Below are 17,710 nucleotides of genomic sequence, written 5' to 3'. Positions count from 1 at the left end.
AGCTGCCGGCCGATCAGGGAGGACGGCACATGAATGCGCATCGGAGGGCGCACGGCGCTCAGCTGACGAACCATTGGGTCTTCAGAGCTTCGATCCTGGGGTTCCTGATCGGGCTTGCTGCCTGCGGCGGTGGCGGGGGCGGTGGCAGCAGTGGCAGTGGCAGTAGCGGCGGGCAGGTCGATCCCTCGCCCACCACCAAGACGCCGCTGGCCACCTTGGCCAGCGGCCTCTTCCCGCTCGACGCCAACGGGGTGGCCGTCTACGCCACCACGGCGGGCACCGAGTCCGTCGTCGTGCGGGTGGCAGGCACGCAGTTGCTGGCGGATGGGCAAGGGGCCACGCTGTTTCGGCGGCAGGACCCGGTTGCGGCGGCTGACAGCTTCCGGGCCTACGCGTCGTCGGCGACGGGCTTGCGCCAGTACGCCGCTGCGGGCGCCGATGCAATCGAGCGTGCGTTCGACGGAAGCTACGTGATGCGATGGCCCGCCTACGCCGGTGACACGCATGTGCAGCTGGACACGACGATCGACTCCGGCATGGATTTCGACGGCGATGGTCGCCCCGACCGGGTGGCCCTGCATGCCCAGGTGACCATCCTGGGCACGGAGACCATCACCACAGCCGCAGGCGCCTTCGCCAATGCGGTGCATCACCAGCAGGTGCTCAGGCAGACGGTCCAGCCCAGTTCGGGCAAGGCAGAGCAGCAGCTCGTCACCACCACAGACACCTGGTTTGCCCCGGGCGTTGGTATCGTGCGCCAGGCCCAGGCGTCGCAGGGCCTGGGGGCCGGCAGCCCGGTCACGCTGAACCTGATCAAGTACCGTTTTGGTTCGCGGTCCAACGAGAACGACGCCCCCTCGCTGCAGTCCGTTCAGCCCGCGACCGGAAGTCCGGCCATGGCGAATGCCCGAGTGATCGCCACATTCAATGAGGAGATGGACGAAGCCACCATCACCCCGGCGTCCTTTGCCGTGACCGGCCCCGACGGGCGTGCGGTGGCTGGCGTGTTGCAGGTATCCGGGCGCTCGGTCCGCTTTACCCCAGCCGAAGCGCTGGCAAGTGGCAACTACCTTCTCACCGTCAGCACTGCGGTGCAGGACCTGTTCGGACGCCACCCCTCGATTGACATGGTGAGTTCCTTCGTCGTTGATGCCGCCCGGCCGCAGATCGTCGCGACCTGGCCGGCGGCCGATGCAATCAACGTGTCGCTGACGACCTCCATCAGCGTCAGCCTCAGTGAGATGCCCGCCATCGAGAGCGTCACTGGTGCCAACGTGCAGCTGACCCTCGATGGCGCGGCAGTGCCAGCCACCGTGCGTGCAGTCACCAATGCCATCAGCATCGAGCCCCTCGGAGCCCTGGCACGCGGCAGGCACTATGAAGTCGCTGTGACCGGCGTGACCGACACGGCTGGCAACCCCTTGGTGCAAAGCCTGCGCTTCGGCTTCGATACCACGCCCGGCCGCTTCGGGGAGCCGGAGCGCGTCCTGGCCGCAGACAATGGATCGATCGGTGCCAACAGCCTGGCTGCAGGCGATGTGACGGGTGATGGCATCCCCGATATCGTCTATGCCGATCTGGGCGCCGAGCGCTATCCGGATGCTGTCTATCTCCGCGTCGGGCGAGCCGATGGTCAGCTGGCTCCCCCGGTCAAGCTGGATTTGTCCACCTACTTCAATTCCAGCAGCACGCGACGCTGCCCCATCACCGGTCTGGCCATCGGAGATCTCAACGGTGACGGACGCGCCGACGTGGCCGTGAGCAGCTGGAATTGTGGCGTGCTGGTGCTTGCCCAGACAGCCGCCGGTACCTTGGAGCCCCGGCAGTTTCTTGATGAGCTGATCCAGGTACTGCGGATCGCCGACATCAATGGCGATGGCCGTCTCGACCTGGTCGGCGTCCAGAACTACTGGAACAAGGCCTTCGTCTGGCTGCAGAAGCCAGATGGCTCACTGGTGCTGGATCAGACACCGGGCCTCGGCGACGTGGCCGGACGTGATGTGGCCATTGGCGACATGAACGGCGACGGCCGCCCAGACCTGGTCGTGGCACTCCGGACCGAGGGGGCGGACGCAGCGAAGGTCGCCCTTCTTCTTCAACAGCCGGATGGCCGCTTCTCGGCGCCTCGCTACTTGAGAACGGGGCTGAGCGACGGCGTGTGGGGCATTGCCGTGGGCGACTTCAACGGGGACGGCCGCCTGGACATCGCGGGCACGACGCAAGCCAACCGGCCCGCTTCGCTGCTGCTGTTCCTTCAAGCGGCGGACGGCGGCTTTCCCGGCTTCACGACCCTGCCGACGATGGACGGGGCCTACGCCGTGGTCGCGGGCGACATCAACGGAGACGGGCGCATGGACCTCGTGGTGCAGCACGAGGGCTGGTCGCAGGTCGGCCTCTATCTTCAGAAGCCATCAGGACAGTTCGCCCCTGAAGAACTTTATGGGATCCTGGGGCGGTCGGTTTCCATCCAGTCGCTGGCTCTGGCCGACGTCAATCGAGATGGTCTGCTGGACATCATCGGGCCTGCTTCGTTGCTGAGGCAGGTGCCGCTGGAAGGCAGTGGTGTGCTGGGCTTCGCGACCCGTGGCTGGCGCAAGGCAAGCGGTCGGTCCGGGTCAAGATAGGCGGTCTTTCGGGACCACTCCTTGCCGGACCTGACGCCGGCGGCCTTCGGCCTTGTCCGGGTTACGCCAGTCAACGGCACGCGGCAGGGTCACGCGGCAGGGTCAGGCCTTAAGCTGGTTGCCAGCCTACCGCCTTGCGTGAACAGCGCAGGGCGCAGGGTCAGGCCTTCAACTTGAAGTCCCGCCGCAGTTGAACTTGAAATTCAAGACGTCATCTGACCCCGTGGCTTGACCCCGTGGCTGCGTCTTGCCGCGCCAACTTCGCTGCCAGATTGAGCCTCAGCGGCGTTGTCACGGCGACACGCACTGACTTGCATCGACAGGGTGGCGTGCATAGACTGCGCGTCCTTCGATCACCTTTTTGCCTCACGGAGTTCAACGTGTTCCGCAGCATCGCCGCCCTCTAAGCCGTCGACCGCCATCCGTCTCATGCCCACCATGAACTCGGCCGCTGCAGCCGTTCTCCGCGTCTCCCCCGCCCACGCCATGCAGGCGGCGGACGCCTAGCCCGCCAAGCACCGCGCACGCCCCGTCGTCGGTTCGTTCCATCGAACCAGGAGACGATCATGTCTGCGCACATCGGGTCGACGCCATCCGCCGGCTCTCCAATCCAATCCCTGGAGATCCTGAAGTACCCCAGGACTCCGCACCTCGAAGGCTCGCGCCTGCAAGTTGGCGACGAAGGTCACGAGCACGTCCGCCTCGCCAGCCTGGCTGGCTGTCATGCCGTCATTGAGGAGAAGCTCGACGGCGCCAATGTCGGTGTTTCATTCACCAGCGGAGGCGAGCTTCTGCTGCAATCCCGCGGCCATTACCTGGTCGGCGGTGGCCGTGAGCGGCAATTCACTCCGTTCAAGCGCTGGGCTTGTGCACATGAAGCGCGGCTGCTCGAGCTGCTGGAAGACCGCTATGTGATGTACGGTGAATGGCTGTATGCCAAGCATTCGGTCAGCTATGACTGCCTGCCGCACTGGTTCTGCGAGTTCGACATCTATGACCGCGTCGCGCAGGAGTTCCTCAGCACGCCGAGGCGTCACGCCATGCTGGCGGGCTCGCCCGTCGTCAGTGTCCCGGTCCTGCAGGTGGGCGCGATGCCTCGTGACGTCAAGTCGCTGCGCGCGCTGGTGCGGCCGTCACTTGCGAAGAGCGCGCAGTGGCGCAATGCCTTCGAGCAAAGCGTGCGGCGGCAGGAGCTGGACCTGCCGCTGGCCTGGCAGCAGACCGACAAATCTGACCTGTCCGAGGGCCTGTACATCAAGGTCGAAGACGAGCGGCAGGTGCTGGGTCGCTACAAGTGGGTGCGTCCGGACTTTGTCCAGACCATCCTCGATTCGGGCTCTCATCACAGCACGCGACCGGTGATTCCAAACGGGCTGGCGCCGGAGGCCGATCTCTACGCGCCAGTGGCCACAGCAGGCTGGCATGACTCCTCTGCAGTCGTCAGAGATGCCCTGAGAGGGAGCAGAACATGAGCTACGAAATGATCCGTTCACTTTGCCCCGCCGGAGCTGGTGCCGGCTACGACTGGGCCAGCTGCTGCGAGGTCTTTCCGCGGCTGCATGCGCTTGAAGCCACGCCGCAGAGCCCGCGCTATCACGCCGAAGGCAATGTCGGCGTCCATACGCGCATGGTGCTCGACGCGTTGCTGTCGTGCGAGCATTTCCAGGCTGCCAGCGGAACGCGGCGTGAGACGCTGTTCCTCTCGGCGCTGTTGCACGACCTGTGCAAGCCGGAAACGACGTTCATTGATCCGGTCACCGGAGAGATCGGCCAGCCCGGCCACTCGCGCCGAGGGGCGGTCGATGTGCGGGCCTTGCTCTGGCGCGCGGGGGTGCCGTTTGAGCTGCGCGAGGCGGTCTGCCGCATCATCGCCGTGCATCAGGTGCCGTTCTTCGCCTTCGATTCGCGCCGCGGCGAGTCACCGGAGTTCATCGCTCGGCGGCTGTCGTGGGGTCTGGATCTGGCGGACCTGATCTGCGTGGCCCGCGCCGACATGCGGGGCCGCGTCTGCGCCGATCAGCAGGCACGGCTGGAGGACATTGCCTTGTTCGAGCAACTTGCACGCGAGGATGGCTGCTGGGGCACACCTCGGGCGGCGGCCTCGGCGCACACGCGCCTGATGTATGCCAGGGGAGCGGCGGTGCACCTGGACACGCCTTTTTTCCAGGTGCAGGGCTCCGAGGTTACGGTGCTCTGCGGCCTGCCGGCTTCTGGCAAGGACAGCTGGGTGGCTCGCCACGCTCGGGACACCGAAATCGTATCGTTCGACGACGCGAAGGCAGAACTCGGCCTGAAGCATGGCGAGAACGATGGACTGGCAGCCCATCGCGCCATCGACAAGGCGAAGGCGCTCCTGCGCCGAAAGGAGCCCTTCGTTTGGAACGCGACGCACTTGAGCGAGCAGATGCGCAACAAGACGCTGGACCTGCTGTTCGCCTACGACGCAAACGTACGGCTGCTCTACCTCGAAGTTCCGGCTGTCGCGCTGTTCAGGCGTAATGCCAGGCGCGATACCACGCTCAAGCAAAAGGATCTCGAGCGTATGTTGCACCGGTGGGAGGTGCCCCTTCCATGGGAGGCGCATGACGTACGTTATGAGGTGACGTCTGATGAGCGGTAGGCCTGAGGCCAGGGTCAGCGGCATGCGCGAAGGGCTTGCCGGGCGGCAGGGTCAGGTCTTGACGCTGCCGATCCGTGGGCTGTCTCCGGCAGGCCGCGTCACTGCTGACGCTGCCTATACTGACCCGACCGAAAAGGGGGATCCACATGAACAAGTATCGAAGCAGGGCGCTGCTGCCCTTGTACGTCCTGACGGCCGCCGTGCTCGCCGCCTGCGCGACCACGGGCGAGCCTGCCGCCTCGTCCGAGCCGGTGCCCGTGGTCGCGCCCGCGCACGCCGCGGTCTTGCCACCGCCCGAGGTGCAGATACCGGCTGCGGCGGCCCCGCGGGTGTCAAGCTATTCCCACGCGCCCGCGGCCCCGCCCCCGCCCGTGCCGGTGCCGCCGGCTCGGGACACCGCCCAGTACGCCAGCTTCAGCGACAACCCCTGGCGCCGCGTTGCCGAGCAGCCGGTGTCCACCTTCAGTGCTAGTGTCGACACCGGCAGCTACGCCAATGTGCGCCGCTTCATCGCCCGGGGCCAGCTGCCGCCCAAGGACGCGGTCCGTGTGGAGGAGCTGGTCAACTACTTCGGCTATGACTACGCCGAGCCGCCGGTCTCGCAGGCGCAGCCCTTTGCGGTCGACGCCCGGCTGAGCCGCTCGCCCTGGCACGCCGAGCGCGGCCTGCTGCGCATCGCCATCAAGGCCCGAGACCTGGCCAAGACCAGCCTGCCGCCGGCCAATCTGGTCTTCCTGGTCGACGTGTCCGGCTCCATGAGCCCGCAGGACCGGCTGCCCTTGGTGAAGTCGGCGTTGATGCTGCTGGTCCAGCAACTGCGCCCGCAGGACAGGCTCAGCATCGTCAGCTATGCCAACGGCACGCAGCTCGTGCTGCCGGCCACCCCGGGGGACCGCAAGACCGAGATCCAGCGGGCCATCGACAGCCTGTCTGCGGGCGGCGCCACCTATGGCGAAGCCGGCATCCGCATGGCCTATGGCCAGGCCCGTGAAGGCCACATTCCCGGCGGCATCAACCGCGTGCTGCTGGCCACCGATGGCGACCTCAACATCGGCGTGGTGGACCCGGCACAGCTCAAGGCCCTGGTCGAGGAGCAGCGCAAGGCCGGCGTGGGCCTCACCACACTGGGCGTGGGCGACAGCAACTACAACGAGGCCTTGATGAAGAAGCTGGCTGATGCCGGCGATGGCAGCTACCACTACCTGGACTCGCTGCAGGAGGCGCACAAGGTGCTGGTCAACGAGATGAGCTCGACCCTGGCCGTGCTGGCCCAGGACCTCAAGCTGCAGATCGAATTCAATCCGGAGCAGGTCGACGAATACCGCCTGATCGGCTATGAGCTCAATGCCCTGACGCGCGAGCAGTTCAACGACGACAAGGTCGATGCCGGTGACGTGGGCGCCGGCCACACCGTGACCGCGCTGTACGAATGGGTGCCGCGTGGCGCCAAGGGCAGCGTGGACCCCTTGCGCTATCAGAAGGAGCCGTCCAAGGCCAATCGCGAGAGCGCGCGCGGAAGCAAGGGCGTGGCCAAGGGCAGGAGCCAGGAGCTGGCGTGGATCAAGCTGCGCTACAAGAAGCCCGGCGAATCCGAGAGCCAGCTGGTCCAGTTCCCGGTGGTGCGGCCAGCGCAGCTGCCGGCCATTGAGCAGTCCGAGCAGGAGATGCGCTTTGCCGTCGCCGTGGCCGCCTGGGGCCAGTGGCTGCGCGGCAGCACCCTGATCGGTGACTACGGACCGCAGCAGATCCAGACGCTGGCCCGCGAGTCGCGTGGCGTGGACCGCTACGGCCATCGGGCGGAGTTCATGCGGATGGTGGAGCTGTCGGCGGCGCTGAGGCGGTGAGCGGCTTGGTGCGGGTCAGGCGGGGGTCAGGTCTTGACCCGGACCTGGGCGATCGCATTCGTCAGCGGGGTCAGGCTGTTCGATTGATCCGGCTTTCGGCAGCGAGGTCAGGCCATAAGTGTGGAGTTCCGCCGCCGTTGATCTTGAAACTAAAGGCCTGACCCTGCGACCACTTGACCCTGCGGCCACTGCATGCCATTCGATACCTACGCCTACTTCTTCGTTAGCAACTTCGCGGGCAGCGCTCAGGAGATATCCGATCTTCTTCAGCTCGAACCCAGCTGCACCTGGCTCAAGGGCGAGCTGAACAGCCGTGGGAGGCCTCAGGCATTCAGCAGGTGGGAGTTCCACAGCCCGCTGCCAAGAACGGAGGTCCATCAAGACCGTCATCTGCAAGCCCTGCTGGATGTACTGGAGCTGAGGCGTGATCGCATTCTCGAAGCGGTGGCGAGCTTCGACTGCGGGCTGCAGTGTGTGGGCTACTACACCGACGAGAACCCGGGCTTTCACATGGATGCGAAGCTCATTTCGAGTCTCGCGGCCCTGGGCCTGTCGGTTGACTTCGACCTGTACTGCTATTGCGGGCACGATGCATCTGACGCCTGACCCAGCATTCAAAAGTCATTCACCAGCGGCAGGCACCTGCTCGCCGTGCACACCCGGATCAAAAGGCAGGCCATGCACCGCCTCACCCTCACCTACAGCCCACCCCTCCTTCGCCAAGCCGTCGCCGGCTTCTGGTGGCGTGTGATCGGCCTCCGATTCCTCGTCGCCCTGGCTGTGGTGGTAGCCGCTCTCGTCAAGCTGGTCCTGGACGGTGACCGCTCATGGCTGGTGGGCGTGCTGGCCAGCGCAATGGTCATGGGCATCGCCTTCATGGCCGCACTGTATGTTGTCCACCATCGCAACGCCCTGAGCAGGCTCAGGGCCATGGGTGAGCCGCAGGCGACGCTGGAGGCCTCGGCGGAGTCCTTGTCGCTGGCATCCGGTGCTGGCACGGCAATGCTGCCCTGGTCGGCCGTGGCCGAGGTGTGGCAGCTCCGGTCGTGCTGGCTGCTCCTGCTTTCAAGGTCGCAATTCCTGACCTTGCCCCTCGCTGACATGACGCCCGAGGCTGCGGCGTTCATCGTCGAGCGCGTGCGGGCTTCAGGAGGCAGGGTTCGTTGACACTTCATCCAGGACAGACAGGGGTCAGGTCTTGATACTGAAGATCGGCATGGCCAGACATTCGATGTCGGCCAGACGCACTCGTTCACCAAAGCCCTCTTTCGCCTAGGATGCATCAGATGAAGACGGCCACTGCGCCCGCTGCCGACCCTGACCTGGGCGCTCGCATCCTCAAGGTCAACCATGCCGGGGAGAACGGAGCGATTCACATCTACTTGGCGCAAGCCTTTGTCGCCCGCCTGACCGCACCTTCCATGGTGCCGGAGCTGCTGGCCTTCAAGTCGCATGAGGAGCACCATCGTGACATCTTCTGGAGCGCGCTCAGCGGGCGCGGGCACGCGGCTTGTCGCAGCTATTGGCTCTGCGCTGTCGGTGGCCTGGTCCTGGGTTTCGTGACAGCCCTGTTCGGCCGCTCCGCGATGGCCGCCACTACGGTCGCGGTGGAGCGCGTCGTCCTTCGGCACCTGTACGAGCAGATCGAAGTCTTGTGGGACATCGACCCAAGGGCTGCAGACGTCATCCGTTCGGTGATTGCCGAGGAGCAGCACCATCACGACCAATCAGCCCTGCATCTGCCGGTGCGGCAGAGGTGGTGGCTGCGCTTGCTCCAGCCGGTCGTGACCTCGTCCACCGAGGCGGTTATCTGGCTGGGCATGACGCTCTGAAAGACTGGGTAGGTGGGCGGCATGCTGCATGAACTCTGGATCGAATCAAACGGGCAGACGTTTTGCCTCGCAGGTCCCCATGGGGAGGCGGCCCGCGCGCTCCTTGAACCCGATGCCCAACTCGCGTGGACGGTCGATGCCGACAGCCATTTCGAGGCGATGAGCAAGTACTACGAGTACATGGGATGGGGGGTGTACAGGTCAGACTTCCCGGAGTTCGACAAGCAGCCGTACTCCCAGTGGCTCGACTAGCTCGCCCTCACCCCTGCAACTCCCGATACACCCTCTGACTCAACTGATCGAGCTCCCCCGCCCCCACCGACCCACTGAGCGCATACGCCAACGCCCCATCCATCCAGTAGATGCTGCGGGTGAGCAGCTCCCCCTGGCGCTGTTCGCTGCGCCTGAAGGCCGTGCCGCCCTCGCGGCCCGCGGGGCTGCCGTCGACGGCTATGTAGAGGGTCAGGCGTTGCCCCTGGCCGTTCTCGTACATCAGCTGGGCGCGGGCGAGCGTATGGCCTGAGGCCATCTCGCCGGCGGGCAGCAGGCGGCCGCCCATCAGGCGGTAGCCCTCGGCCTGCAGGTCCGGTGCGCGCAGGGGCTGGCCCAGGCGTTTGGAGAGCCATTGCATCAGGTGGTCCTGCTCGCTGGCAGCCACCTCGACGGGATGGCGGCGCTCGACCTGGTAGACGGCGTGGGCGATGGCGGCGTCGCGCACGAAGGGCGGTGTCGCGGACGGCCGCAGTGCGGCCTGCGAGGGGCTCGCGGCGCCGGCCTCGTGCTGGCCCCAGTGCCAGCCCAGGGCGCTGCCTGCGGCGCCCGAGACGGCCACGCTGCCCATCAGCAGCCACATCGCGGCCTGGCGGTGGGCCCACCAGGGGATGGCGGTGGACGCATTGACGGCGTCGGTCGCTGCCGCGCCGCGGCCTGAGGCGGTGGTGTCGTCGGTCAGGCGGCCAGGTTCCGCGGCCGCCTTGCGCCAGCTGTCGAGCAGCCGCGCGGGCACCGGCTGCTGGAGTTCGTCGGCATGCAGGGCCTGCAAGCCTTCGCGCTGGGCCTGCCAGTCCTGCACCTTGGCCGCCAGGGCGGGCCAGTCCTGGAGCTGGCGGCGCAGGGCCTGGGCCTCGTCGGACGTCAGCTCGCCATCGACGAGCGCATGCAGGCTGGCTTCGTCAGGCGGGGGCGGTGGCGTGGGGGTCAGGTCTTGCCCGACATTGCCGGGGCCGTGGGGATCGTGGGGGGCACTCATGCGGATTCCTGGGGCAGCGGGGCCGGGCTCATTTGACGACGCGCAGGGCGGGCGCGCCGGCCGCGGGGCGGGCGGGCTCGCTCATGAGCACGCGCAGGCGCTCGCGGGCGCGGGAGAGGCGGGACATCACCGTGCCCACGGGCACGTCCAGCACCTGGGCGGTGGCTTCGTAGCTGAGCTCCTCCACGCAGACCAGCAGCAGGACCTCGCGGGCGGCCGGGGGCAGGGCGGCCAGGCCGCGTTCGAGGTCCAGGCGGAGCTGGAGCTGCTCGTGGGGGCGATGCTGCCAGTTCGAGGCGTGCAGCTCATGCGGCGCCCGGGCCGCGTGAGCCTCATGGGCCTCGTCCAGGCTTTCCATGCGGGCGGCCTGTTCGTCCCGCCACTGGTTGAGAAAGCGCCGGTGCATCAGCGTCAGCAGCCAGGCCCGCAAGGCCGCCCCGGGGACACGCTCCTCCGCCGGCGCCACCCACAGATGCGCCTTGCGCGCGGCATGCTCCAGGGTGTCCTGCAGCAGGTCGTCGGCGCGGCTGGCATCACCCGTCAGCAGGCGGGCATGGCGCCGCAGCCGGGGCAGGTGGGGGAGCGTGTCGTCCAGGGTCATGGGGTGGCGAGGTGCCAGACCTTGTTGAAGCCGTCGCCCGTGCGGTCGCCCGGCTTCTGGTCCTTGGTCCAGTAGTACAGGGGCTTGCTCTTGTAGGCCCACTGGCGGCTGCCGTCGTCGCGGGTGATCACGGACCAGTCGCCGCCGGCCTTGGCATCGGCCGCGGCCATGAGCGGCGGCCAGTTGGCGGCGCAGGGCCCGTTGCAGGCGCTCTTGCCAGCGCTGTCCTTGTCGAAGGTGTAGAGCGTCATGCCATTGGCGCCGACCAGGGCGCCGTCCTGCGCGCGGGCGGGCGAGGGCGGGGCGCTGGCGCAGGCGGCCAGGGTCAGGGCGATCGTGGCGATCAGGGGCAGGGCGAGGCGAGGGTGCTTCATGGGCGTCTCCTGTTGAGGTGAAGGTAGAACACCGCGGCCAGGCCGAATATTCCATCGCCCTCGAAAAAAGAAAAGGGCCGGCAAGTGCCGGCCCTTCCTGTCTTCAGCGCAGGCGCTGTGTCAGTCTGCCCATCAGTCCGCCGTGGCGGCGATGCTCAGGTTGCCATAGCCGGGCGTCAGCATCACGTAGACCCAGGTGCCCGAGGGCAGGCCGCTGAGGCGGCAGGTCTCGGTGTTGCCGGCTGCGACCGAGCGGCAGCCATAGTCCGAGGTGGACGGCCAGGCGTTGTGCTTCAGGTAGACGTCCGCATTGCCGGTGCCGCCCGTGGTCTTGACGGTGATGGCGCTCTTGCCGGTGGGCACGAGCACGGCATACCAGCCGGGGTTGCTGCCACTGCTGGTGAGACCGTTGCGCACGCAGCCGTTGGTGTTGAGCGCATAGCTGCTGGTGTCGGTGCAGACAGGGCCCTGGCTCCAGTCCGGGGTGGCGGGCTGCAGGGGCAGGTCGCTGAACATGCCGCGCAGGTTGGCGGAGACGAAGTCGCTGCGGGGCACCACCATCACGTAGACATAGCCGGCACCGCGCGTCTGCAGGGGCAGGCGCAGGTCGGTGTTGCTGCCGCCGACCTTGAAGTCGTAGTCCGTCGTGCTGGGCCAGCCGGTGGCCTTGGCGTAGACGTCCGCGCCGCCCTTGAGGTTGGACAGGCGGAAGATGGCCAGTTCCCAGCTGTTGGCGTTCATCGAGAAGCTGAAGGGGCCGGTGCCGCTCAGGGCGCGGCTGCAGCCATTGGCCAGGACGCTGGTGCTGGAGAGGTTGCAGGCGCCGATGGCGTCGGCGTTCAGCAACGGCAGGGTGTTGGCGCGGCGGCTCGTGCAGTTGGAGCTGGCGAGGTCGCCGTTGCCGATGCACTGGGTCAGCCAGGACTTGAAGTCGGCGTCCAGGCTGGTGCCGATGGCGTCGATGCGGTTGCTGTAGCCGGCGTAGTCACCCTTGCGCATCAGGGGCAGGAAGGCCTGGTCCTGGCTGGGCTGGCGCTCCAGCATGTAGCGCACGGCGAGGTAGCCCCAGTTGTAGACCCGGGTCTGGCCGCTGCTGTAGGTGTTGCGCATCACTTCGCTGAGGGCCACGGGCGCGGTCTGGGCGCGCGAGGTCGCGTCGGCGTTGTAGGCACGGCGGTAGCTGTAGGACACGTACTCGGCCACGCCCTCGATCCACCAGACGGAGGAGTTCTTGACGGTGCCGTTGAGCTCCAGCGGATAGGCACCGAAGCCGCCCCACAGGTTGTAGCGGCCGTCGAGGTAGTGGGTGAACTCGTGGTTCAGGTTCCAGATCTCGAAGCCGGCCAGCCAGTCGGCGCGGTGGGCCAGGAAGCGGGCCTGGTTGCCGGGCTGGGAGGGATCGCCTTCCAGGTAGATGCCGCCGTTGTTGGTGTCATTGCCGAACAGGAAGCCCGAGAAGCGCGAGTACTGGGCGTAGCTGTCGAAGACCACCAGCTCCAGCTTGGCATTGGTGTCGTTGGCCACCGGCTGCGAGGCATTGGTGCCGAACAGGCCATGGAAGTAGCCGGTCTGGTTGCTGATGCTGGTGCAGGTGTCGGCCAGCTGCTGGCTGGTCATGGCCTGGGCGCGGATCACGTACTGCGTGCCGCAGGCATAGGTGATCGGCAGCTTGATGCGGGCCACGGTGTCGTAGGCATTGCAGGTGCCGTAGCTGCCGCAGTTGGCGCTGTCGTACTTGTCGACCATGGTGCCGGCACGCATCCAGGCGTCGATGGTGGCGTCGTCGCTGGCCTTGTAGCTGCTGAGCTGGTTGACACCCAGCGGGCGCACGGTGCTGGTCAGGGCCGGATAGCGCAGGAAGCGCAGCATCTCGCCCATGGCATTGGCCAGGTGGTAGCCATAGCTGGTGCCGGCCTGGGCGCGGTTGCGGGTCAGGAAGGCGTCCAGCGAGCGGGCATAGCTGGCGTCGTTGGCCACGGCGGCGGCGTAGTCGTCCTGGCCGTCGCCGTAGAACAGCACGTTCATCGCGGCCAGGATGGTCTCGTTGGTCCAGTAGCCGGTGGCGAAGGTGCTGGCCTGGGTCTGGTCGATCCAGCGCTTGGCGACGGGCGCCATGCTGGCGGCAAAGCCCGAGGCTGCGGTCTTGAAGACTTCGCTGGCGAAGTAGGCGTTGTCCTCGGTCTGGTTCATGAAGGCCGGGGCGCTCATCAGCTGGGTCAGGGCGCCGCGCGCCGAGTTCAGCATGGCGGTGCTGCCGGCGGGGATGCCGTTCCAGCTGTCGCCGCGTACCGACATGTAGTTCCAGTAGCCGGCCGTGCGCAGGAAGGACAGCAGGTTCATGGCCTTGTTGCTGTCGGTCCCGTTGTAGCTCAGGGCGCGGCGCTTCAGCTCGTCGGAGACGGTGATGATGTTTGCGTCGCTGAACACCGTGCGGTACTGGGCGGCCGAGCCGATGTAGAGCTTGTACATGCAGTCGCGCAGGGACGCGTTGTCGATGAAGCCCAGCAGGGTGCTGCCGCTCTTGCCGACGAAGTCATTGCCCGTGCAGACCGTCGTGCCGGAGGCCAGGGTCTTGACCGCCAGGCTGCGACGGCGGGCGCTGCTGGTCTCTGGCTTGTGGTTCTCGCGCTGCAGGGGCGGGACCAGGCTGTCCGCGTTGCGCAGGGGCAGCTGGGAGGGGTGCAGGCCCTTCTTGCCCACATGCTCACCCTGCAGGGGTTCGCCGGGCTGGCTGCTGTAGGCCTGCTGGGCCTGGAGGGCACGCAGGCTGGCCGTGTCGGCCGCCTGGGCGCCGGACACAGCGCCCAGGCCAAAGGCCAGCGCCAGCCAGGGCGCGGCATGGCGTAGCGGGGGCCATGCATTTCTTGAGGTTTCGGACATCTTGGTCTCCGTTGAGGGGGTGTTGTGCACGCCGCCGGGCGTGCCGCGCACATTTCAAGATGTATTCCGCGAAAATGCCATAAATATATGCGTAGCATGCTGTAAACACCGAGACCGAGGGAGGCGGGCGGCGTCAGGTGTCCCAATCTGTGCCAATTCGGGTCAATTTGGGCCCTGGGGCAAGTCCTTAGATAAATATATTGCTGAAATGCCAGAATTATTCGTGAAGGATACAAATCCTTTCGCCGCACGACGGCACCCCTTCAGCGTCACAGAACACCCCCTCGAGGAGACTCCATGAACCGCCACCTCCAGCGTCCGCTACCGGCCCGGCTGAGCCTGCTTGCCTGCGCCCTGGCCGCGCTCGCCGCCCAGGCCCAGGCGCAGACCGCCGCCCAGGATGCGCCGGCCGAGAAGCCGCCCCAGACCTTGCAGCGGGTCGAGATCGTCGGCTCCAGCATCAAGCGCATCACGGCCGAGGGCCCCAGCGCCATCGCCGTCTACAAGCGCTCGGACATCGAGGCCACCGGGGCCACCTCGACCGTGGAGCTGCTGTCCAAGATGGCCGCGGTGACCGCCTTCGATGACGGCAACAACAGCAACTCCTTCTCCGCCGGCGCCACCAGCGCCAGCCTGCGCAACATGGGTGCCCAGAACGTGCTGGTGCTGCTCAATGGCCGCCGCCTGGCCAACTACGCCTTCGCGGCCGGCACCGACACGCCCTTCGTGGACCTCAACACCATCCCGCTGGCGGCGGTGGAGCGGGTCGAAATCCTGCGCGACGGCGCCTCGGCCCTCTATGGCTCGGACGCCGTGGCCGGCGTGATGAACTTCGTCACCAAGACCGACTACCAGGGCATCGAACTGGCCGGCAAGCTGGGCCAACGCACGGCGGGCGACCAGCGCCGCGGCGAGTTCAGCCTGACGGCCGGCCACGGGGACTTCGACCGCGATGGCTACAACCTGCTGGCCATGGTGGCGGCCTCCCGCCGTGAACCGGCGCTGGCAGGCAAGCACAGCCTGACCCGTAGCACCGACCTGCGCCCCTACGGCGGTCTGGACCTGCGCGACACCGGCCGCAGCCCCGGCTCCATCCAGCGCATCGACGAGGGCTACCGCAAGGCGCATCCGGCCTGCCCGGCGGCCCAGGTGGAGGTGGACAACATCGGTGACGAATACTGCCGCACCGACATCGCCGCGGACGCCCGTCTGGGCCCCACCCTGGAGCGCGTCAATGCCTCGCTGATGGGCAGCAAGTCCCTGGGCGGCAACACCAGCCTCTTCGGCGAGCTGGTGCTGGGCCACAACAAGACCGACTGGCGCGGGGGCTATCCCACGATGGAGTCGGGCGTGGACCACCGTGTGACGCCGGGCATGGCCGCCTATGTGCCGGCCCTGGGCCGCTGGGTGGATGACAAGGGCGTGGTCCACGAGAACAGCCCCCTGCAGGCCTACCGCTCGGTGGACGAGGCTGGCGAGCGCGGCACGCGCTCCCTGGTCACCAGCAGCCGGGCCCTGGCCGGCGTGCGCGGCATGGCTGGCAACTGGGACTGGGAGGCGGCCGCCATGTTCAGCCGCAGCCGCGGCGACCAGACCGAGTTCAACATGCTCAAGCGCGATGCCGTGCTGAACGCGCTGGCCAAAGGCGGCTACAACCCCTTCGTGCCGGTGAACAGCCGCGCCGCTGCCGAAGCCCTGCTGACCGACATCACCAAGCAGGCCACCTCCACGCTCAACACCCTGGACGCCAAGGTCAGCAACCCCGAGCTGACCCGCTTCCTGGGCGGCCCCCTGGGCATGGCGGCCGGCGTGCAGTTCATGCACGAGAGCATGAAGGAGGTGGCCGATCCGCAGCTGGCCGCCAAGAACATCGAGAACTGGAGCGGCACCTCCTCGGACGGCAGCCGCAAGGTGGCCTCCGGCTTCGTCGAGTTCAACCTGCAGCCCAACAAGGCCACCGAGATCCAGCTGGCCCTGCGCAGCGACCACTACAGCGACTTCGGCACCACCACCAATCCCAAGATCGCCGTGGCCTTCCGCCCCAACAGCGACTGGCTGCTGCGCGCGGGCTTCAACACGGCCTTCAAGGCGCCCTCGCTGCCGCAGATGCACATGGGCTCGACCAACGCCTATCCGGGCGAGGGCATCCGCGACTGGATCCGCTGCAAGCCCATGGGCCTGGACTACAACCAGTGCGCCTACTACCCGCGCCTGACCTATGTGCCCAACGAGCAGCTCAAGCCCGAGCGCAGCGACATCTGGAGCGCCGGCCTGGCCTTCAATCCGTCCAAGGCCCTGAACACCACGGTGGACCTGTACTACCTGAAGCAGAAGGACTCCATCAACCTGCTGGACGGCCAGTACCTGATCGACCACGAGTTCGACATCCCCGGCTACGCCGAGCTCGTCACCCGGGACCCGCGCAACCCCGTGCTGGAGCAGCGCTACCCGGGCCTGAAGAACGGCCGCCTGAAGTACCTGACCCTGCCCTACATGAACGTGGGTGGTGTGGAGACGGGCGGCGTGGACTGGACCCTGCGCCTGGAGCAGCAGTGGGCCGGCATCCGCTTCTGGCTGGAGAACGAGTACAACGCCATCCTGCGCTACAAGTCGGCCTTCACGCCTGATGGCGATCTGCAGGATCGCGTGGGCGGCTACAGCCAGGAGAAATGGCGCAACACCCTGCGCGTGGGCGGCGAGCGTGGCGCCTGGCGTGTGCAGCTCAATGGCCTGACCTATGCCGGCGTGCTCAACGTCAGCAGCCCGGCCGTGCTGCAGCCCGGCGTGGATCCTGGCCGCATGCCCAGCCGCACGGTGTGGGACCTCTCGGTGGGCTACACCGGCTGGAAGGACCTCAAGCTCAACCTGACGGTGCTGAACATCTTCGACATCAAGCCGCGCTTCTCCACCGGCTACGGCGGCTTCTACGACGACCGCTACGGCCCCATCATCCAGCTGGCCGCCCGCTACACCGTGCGCTGAGCCTGCGAAACCCTTGTCTCTGCTGCTGAGCTCATCAGCGGCTCTTCGGTTCTGGTACCTGCATGCCAGTCCCTTGATGCCCCGCCTCGTGCGGGGCTTTTTTTTGAGGGCTGCGGCAGGCGCTGTCCACGGGGTGCGCAGAAATGCCGTTAGCATGCCCGCCATGCGCAGCGCCCAGATCCAGCCCTTCACCTCGGACACCCTGCCTAACCGTGCGGCCGCGCCGGATGGCGGCCGCACGGCCCGCCTGCAGGTCTCCGTGATGGCCGAGGAAGACATCATGGCGCTGGCCCGGCAGCTGTGGCACGAGGCGGTGTACCGGCACATCGGCGGCCTGCCGCAGGCGCCCGCGGACGTGGAGGACTGGCTGCGGCGCACGCTGGCGGGGCCTCCCGCCGACGAGCCGCCTCAGCGCTGGCTCAACTACACCTTGCGCCGGCAAGACAGCGGCGCATACGCCGGGCTGCTGCAGGCCACGCTGCATGAGGGCATCGCCGAGGTGGCCTACCTGCTCGCACCCGCGCAATGGGGGCAGGGCCTGGCCGGCGAGGCCTTGCGCTGGCTGCACGGTGAGCTGGCCCGCGTGAGCCCCGGCACGCCCTGCTGGGCGACGACGCTGCCGGCCAATGAACGCAGCTGGCGCCTGCTTGAGCGCTGCGGCTAGGCGCGCGTGGCGCCCGCGCTGGCGCCGGTGCTGATGACCT

14 protein-coding genes are annotated in these 17,710 nt (G+C 67.2%); 10 read left to right on the top strand and 4 right to left on the bottom strand.

Features of this window, described 5'->3' with window-relative positions; all coding sequences use genetic code 11:
* Positions 1–29 precede the first annotated feature (29 nt).
* The 8 genes from O9Y01_RS03265 to O9Y01_RS03230 all read left to right on the top strand — a co-directional run bounded on the left by O9Y01_RS03265 (position 30) and on the right by O9Y01_RS03230 (position 9,172).
* Entirely contained in the window at positions 30–2,624 is a 2,595-nt protein-coding gene (locus O9Y01_RS03265; RefSeq protein WP_269630050.1) for an FG-GAP-like repeat-containing protein, read from the top strand.
* 566 nt (positions 2,625–3,190) lie between these two features.
* A complete protein-coding gene (locus tag O9Y01_RS03260) occupies positions 3,191–4,096 on the top strand; it encodes an RNA ligase family protein (RefSeq protein ID WP_269630049.1) in 906 nt (301 codons plus the stop codon).
* Entirely contained in the window at positions 4,093–5,244 is a 1,152-nt protein-coding gene (locus O9Y01_RS03255; RefSeq protein WP_269630048.1) for an AAA family ATPase, read from the top strand. The genes O9Y01_RS03260 and O9Y01_RS03255 overlap by 4 nt, the downstream gene beginning before the upstream one ends.
* A 146-nt stretch (positions 5,245–5,390) precedes the next feature.
* Positions 5,391–7,088 carry a vWA domain-containing protein gene (locus tag O9Y01_RS03250; protein ID WP_269630047.1) on the top strand — a complete coding sequence of 566 codons (1,698 nt, stop codon included), beginning with the start codon at positions 5,391–5,393 and terminating at the stop codon, positions 7,086–7,088.
* Between the two features lie 192 nt (positions 7,089–7,280).
* On the top strand, positions 7,281–7,694 hold the full coding sequence (locus tag O9Y01_RS03245) for a DUF4279 domain-containing protein (RefSeq protein ID WP_269630046.1): 414 nt from the start codon (positions 7,281–7,283) through the stop codon (positions 7,692–7,694).
* Between the two features lie 72 nt (positions 7,695–7,766).
* Positions 7,767–8,255, top strand: coding sequence for a YcxB family protein (locus O9Y01_RS03240; RefSeq protein ID WP_269630045.1), 489 nt, complete (start codon positions 7,767–7,769; stop codon positions 8,253–8,255).
* A 119-nt stretch (positions 8,256–8,374) separates the two neighbouring features.
* Complete coding sequence (locus tag O9Y01_RS03235; RefSeq protein ID WP_269630044.1) at positions 8,375–8,920, top strand: demethoxyubiquinone hydroxylase family protein; 546 nt, start codon at positions 8,375–8,377, stop codon at positions 8,918–8,920.
* Between the two features lie 21 nt (positions 8,921–8,941).
* Positions 8,942–9,172: a hypothetical protein gene (locus tag O9Y01_RS03230; RefSeq protein ID WP_269630043.1), complete on the top strand. Its 231-nt coding sequence runs from the start codon at positions 8,942–8,944 to the stop codon at positions 9,170–9,172.
* 7 nt (positions 9,173–9,179) lie between these two features.
* Here O9Y01_RS03230 and O9Y01_RS03225 read toward each other — a convergent pair whose 3' ends face one another.
* The 4 genes from O9Y01_RS03225 to O9Y01_RS03210 form a co-directional block, all read right to left on the bottom strand.
* A complete protein-coding gene (locus tag O9Y01_RS03225) occupies positions 9,180–10,169 on the bottom strand; it encodes an anti-sigma factor family protein (RefSeq protein WP_269630042.1) in 990 nt (329 codons plus the stop codon).
* Positions 10,170–10,197: 28 nt separating this feature from the next.
* Positions 10,198–10,770, bottom strand: coding sequence for an RNA polymerase sigma factor (locus O9Y01_RS03220; RefSeq protein WP_269630041.1), 573 nt, complete (start codon positions 10,768–10,770; stop codon positions 10,198–10,200).
* The gene (locus O9Y01_RS03215; protein WP_269630040.1) at positions 10,767–11,144 is read right to left on the bottom strand and encodes a hypothetical protein; all 378 of its coding nucleotides are present in this window, start codon (positions 11,142–11,144) and stop codon (positions 10,767–10,769) included. Before O9Y01_RS03215 ends, O9Y01_RS03220 begins: the two co-directional genes overlap by 4 nt.
* Before the next feature lie 132 nt (positions 11,145–11,276).
* Positions 11,277–14,024, bottom strand: coding sequence for a M9 family metallopeptidase (locus O9Y01_RS03210; RefSeq protein ID WP_269630039.1), 2,748 nt, complete (start codon positions 14,022–14,024; stop codon positions 11,277–11,279).
* A gap of 297 nt (positions 14,025–14,321) precedes the next feature.
* Between O9Y01_RS03210 and O9Y01_RS03205 the strand changes: the two genes are divergently transcribed.
* The gene (locus tag O9Y01_RS03205; RefSeq protein ID WP_269630038.1) at positions 14,322–17,006 is read left to right on the top strand and encodes a TonB-dependent receptor plug domain-containing protein; all 2,685 of its coding nucleotides are present in this window, start codon (positions 14,322–14,324) and stop codon (positions 17,004–17,006) included.
* 154 nt (positions 17,007–17,160) lie between these two features.
* Complete coding sequence (locus O9Y01_RS03200; RefSeq protein ID WP_269630037.1) at positions 17,161–17,670, top strand: GNAT family N-acetyltransferase; 510 nt, start codon at positions 17,161–17,163, stop codon at positions 17,668–17,670.
* Positions 17,671–17,710: the final 40 nt, after the last annotated feature.

The organism is Pelomonas sp. BJYL3, assembly GCF_027257975.1.
Taxonomy (GTDB): Bacteria; Pseudomonadota; Gammaproteobacteria; order Burkholderiales; family Burkholderiaceae_C; genus Roseateles_B; species Roseateles_B flavus.
Note: the sequence above shows the minus strand (reverse complement) of the source record. Positions and strands in the feature narration are given on the sequence as shown.

Coding starts and splice junctions, on each gene's coding strand:
- O9Y01_RS03265 (WP_269630050.1), top strand. CDS start 30: ATGAATGCGCATCGGAGGGCGCACGGCGCTCAGCTGACGAACCATTGG.
- O9Y01_RS03260 (WP_269630049.1), top strand. CDS start 3,191: ATGTCTGCGCACATCGGGTCGACGCCATCCGCCGGCTCTCCAATCCAA.
- O9Y01_RS03255 (WP_269630048.1), top strand. CDS start 4,093: ATGAGCTACGAAATGATCCGTTCACTTTGCCCCGCCGGAGCTGGTGCC.
- O9Y01_RS03250 (WP_269630047.1), top strand. CDS start 5,391: ATGAACAAGTATCGAAGCAGGGCGCTGCTGCCCTTGTACGTCCTGACG.
- O9Y01_RS03245 (WP_269630046.1), top strand. CDS start 7,281: ATGCCATTCGATACCTACGCCTACTTCTTCGTTAGCAACTTCGCGGGC.
- O9Y01_RS03240 (WP_269630045.1), top strand. CDS start 7,767: ATGCACCGCCTCACCCTCACCTACAGCCCACCCCTCCTTCGCCAAGCC.
- O9Y01_RS03235 (WP_269630044.1), top strand. CDS start 8,375: ATGAAGACGGCCACTGCGCCCGCTGCCGACCCTGACCTGGGCGCTCGC.
- O9Y01_RS03230 (WP_269630043.1), top strand. CDS start 8,942: ATGCTGCATGAACTCTGGATCGAATCAAACGGGCAGACGTTTTGCCTC.
- O9Y01_RS03225 (WP_269630042.1), bottom strand. CDS start 10,169: ATGAGTGCCCCCCACGATCCCCACGGCCCCGGCAATGTCGGGCAAGAC.
- O9Y01_RS03220 (WP_269630041.1), bottom strand. CDS start 10,770: ATGACCCTGGACGACACGCTCCCCCACCTGCCCCGGCTGCGGCGCCAT.
- O9Y01_RS03215 (WP_269630040.1), bottom strand. CDS start 11,144: ATGAAGCACCCTCGCCTCGCCCTGCCCCTGATCGCCACGATCGCCCTG.
- O9Y01_RS03210 (WP_269630039.1), bottom strand. CDS start 14,024: ATGTCCGAAACCTCAAGAAATGCATGGCCCCCGCTACGCCATGCCGCG.
- O9Y01_RS03205 (WP_269630038.1), top strand. CDS start 14,322: ATGAACCGCCACCTCCAGCGTCCGCTACCGGCCCGGCTGAGCCTGCTT.
- O9Y01_RS03200 (WP_269630037.1), top strand. CDS start 17,161: ATGCCCGCCATGCGCAGCGCCCAGATCCAGCCCTTCACCTCGGACACC.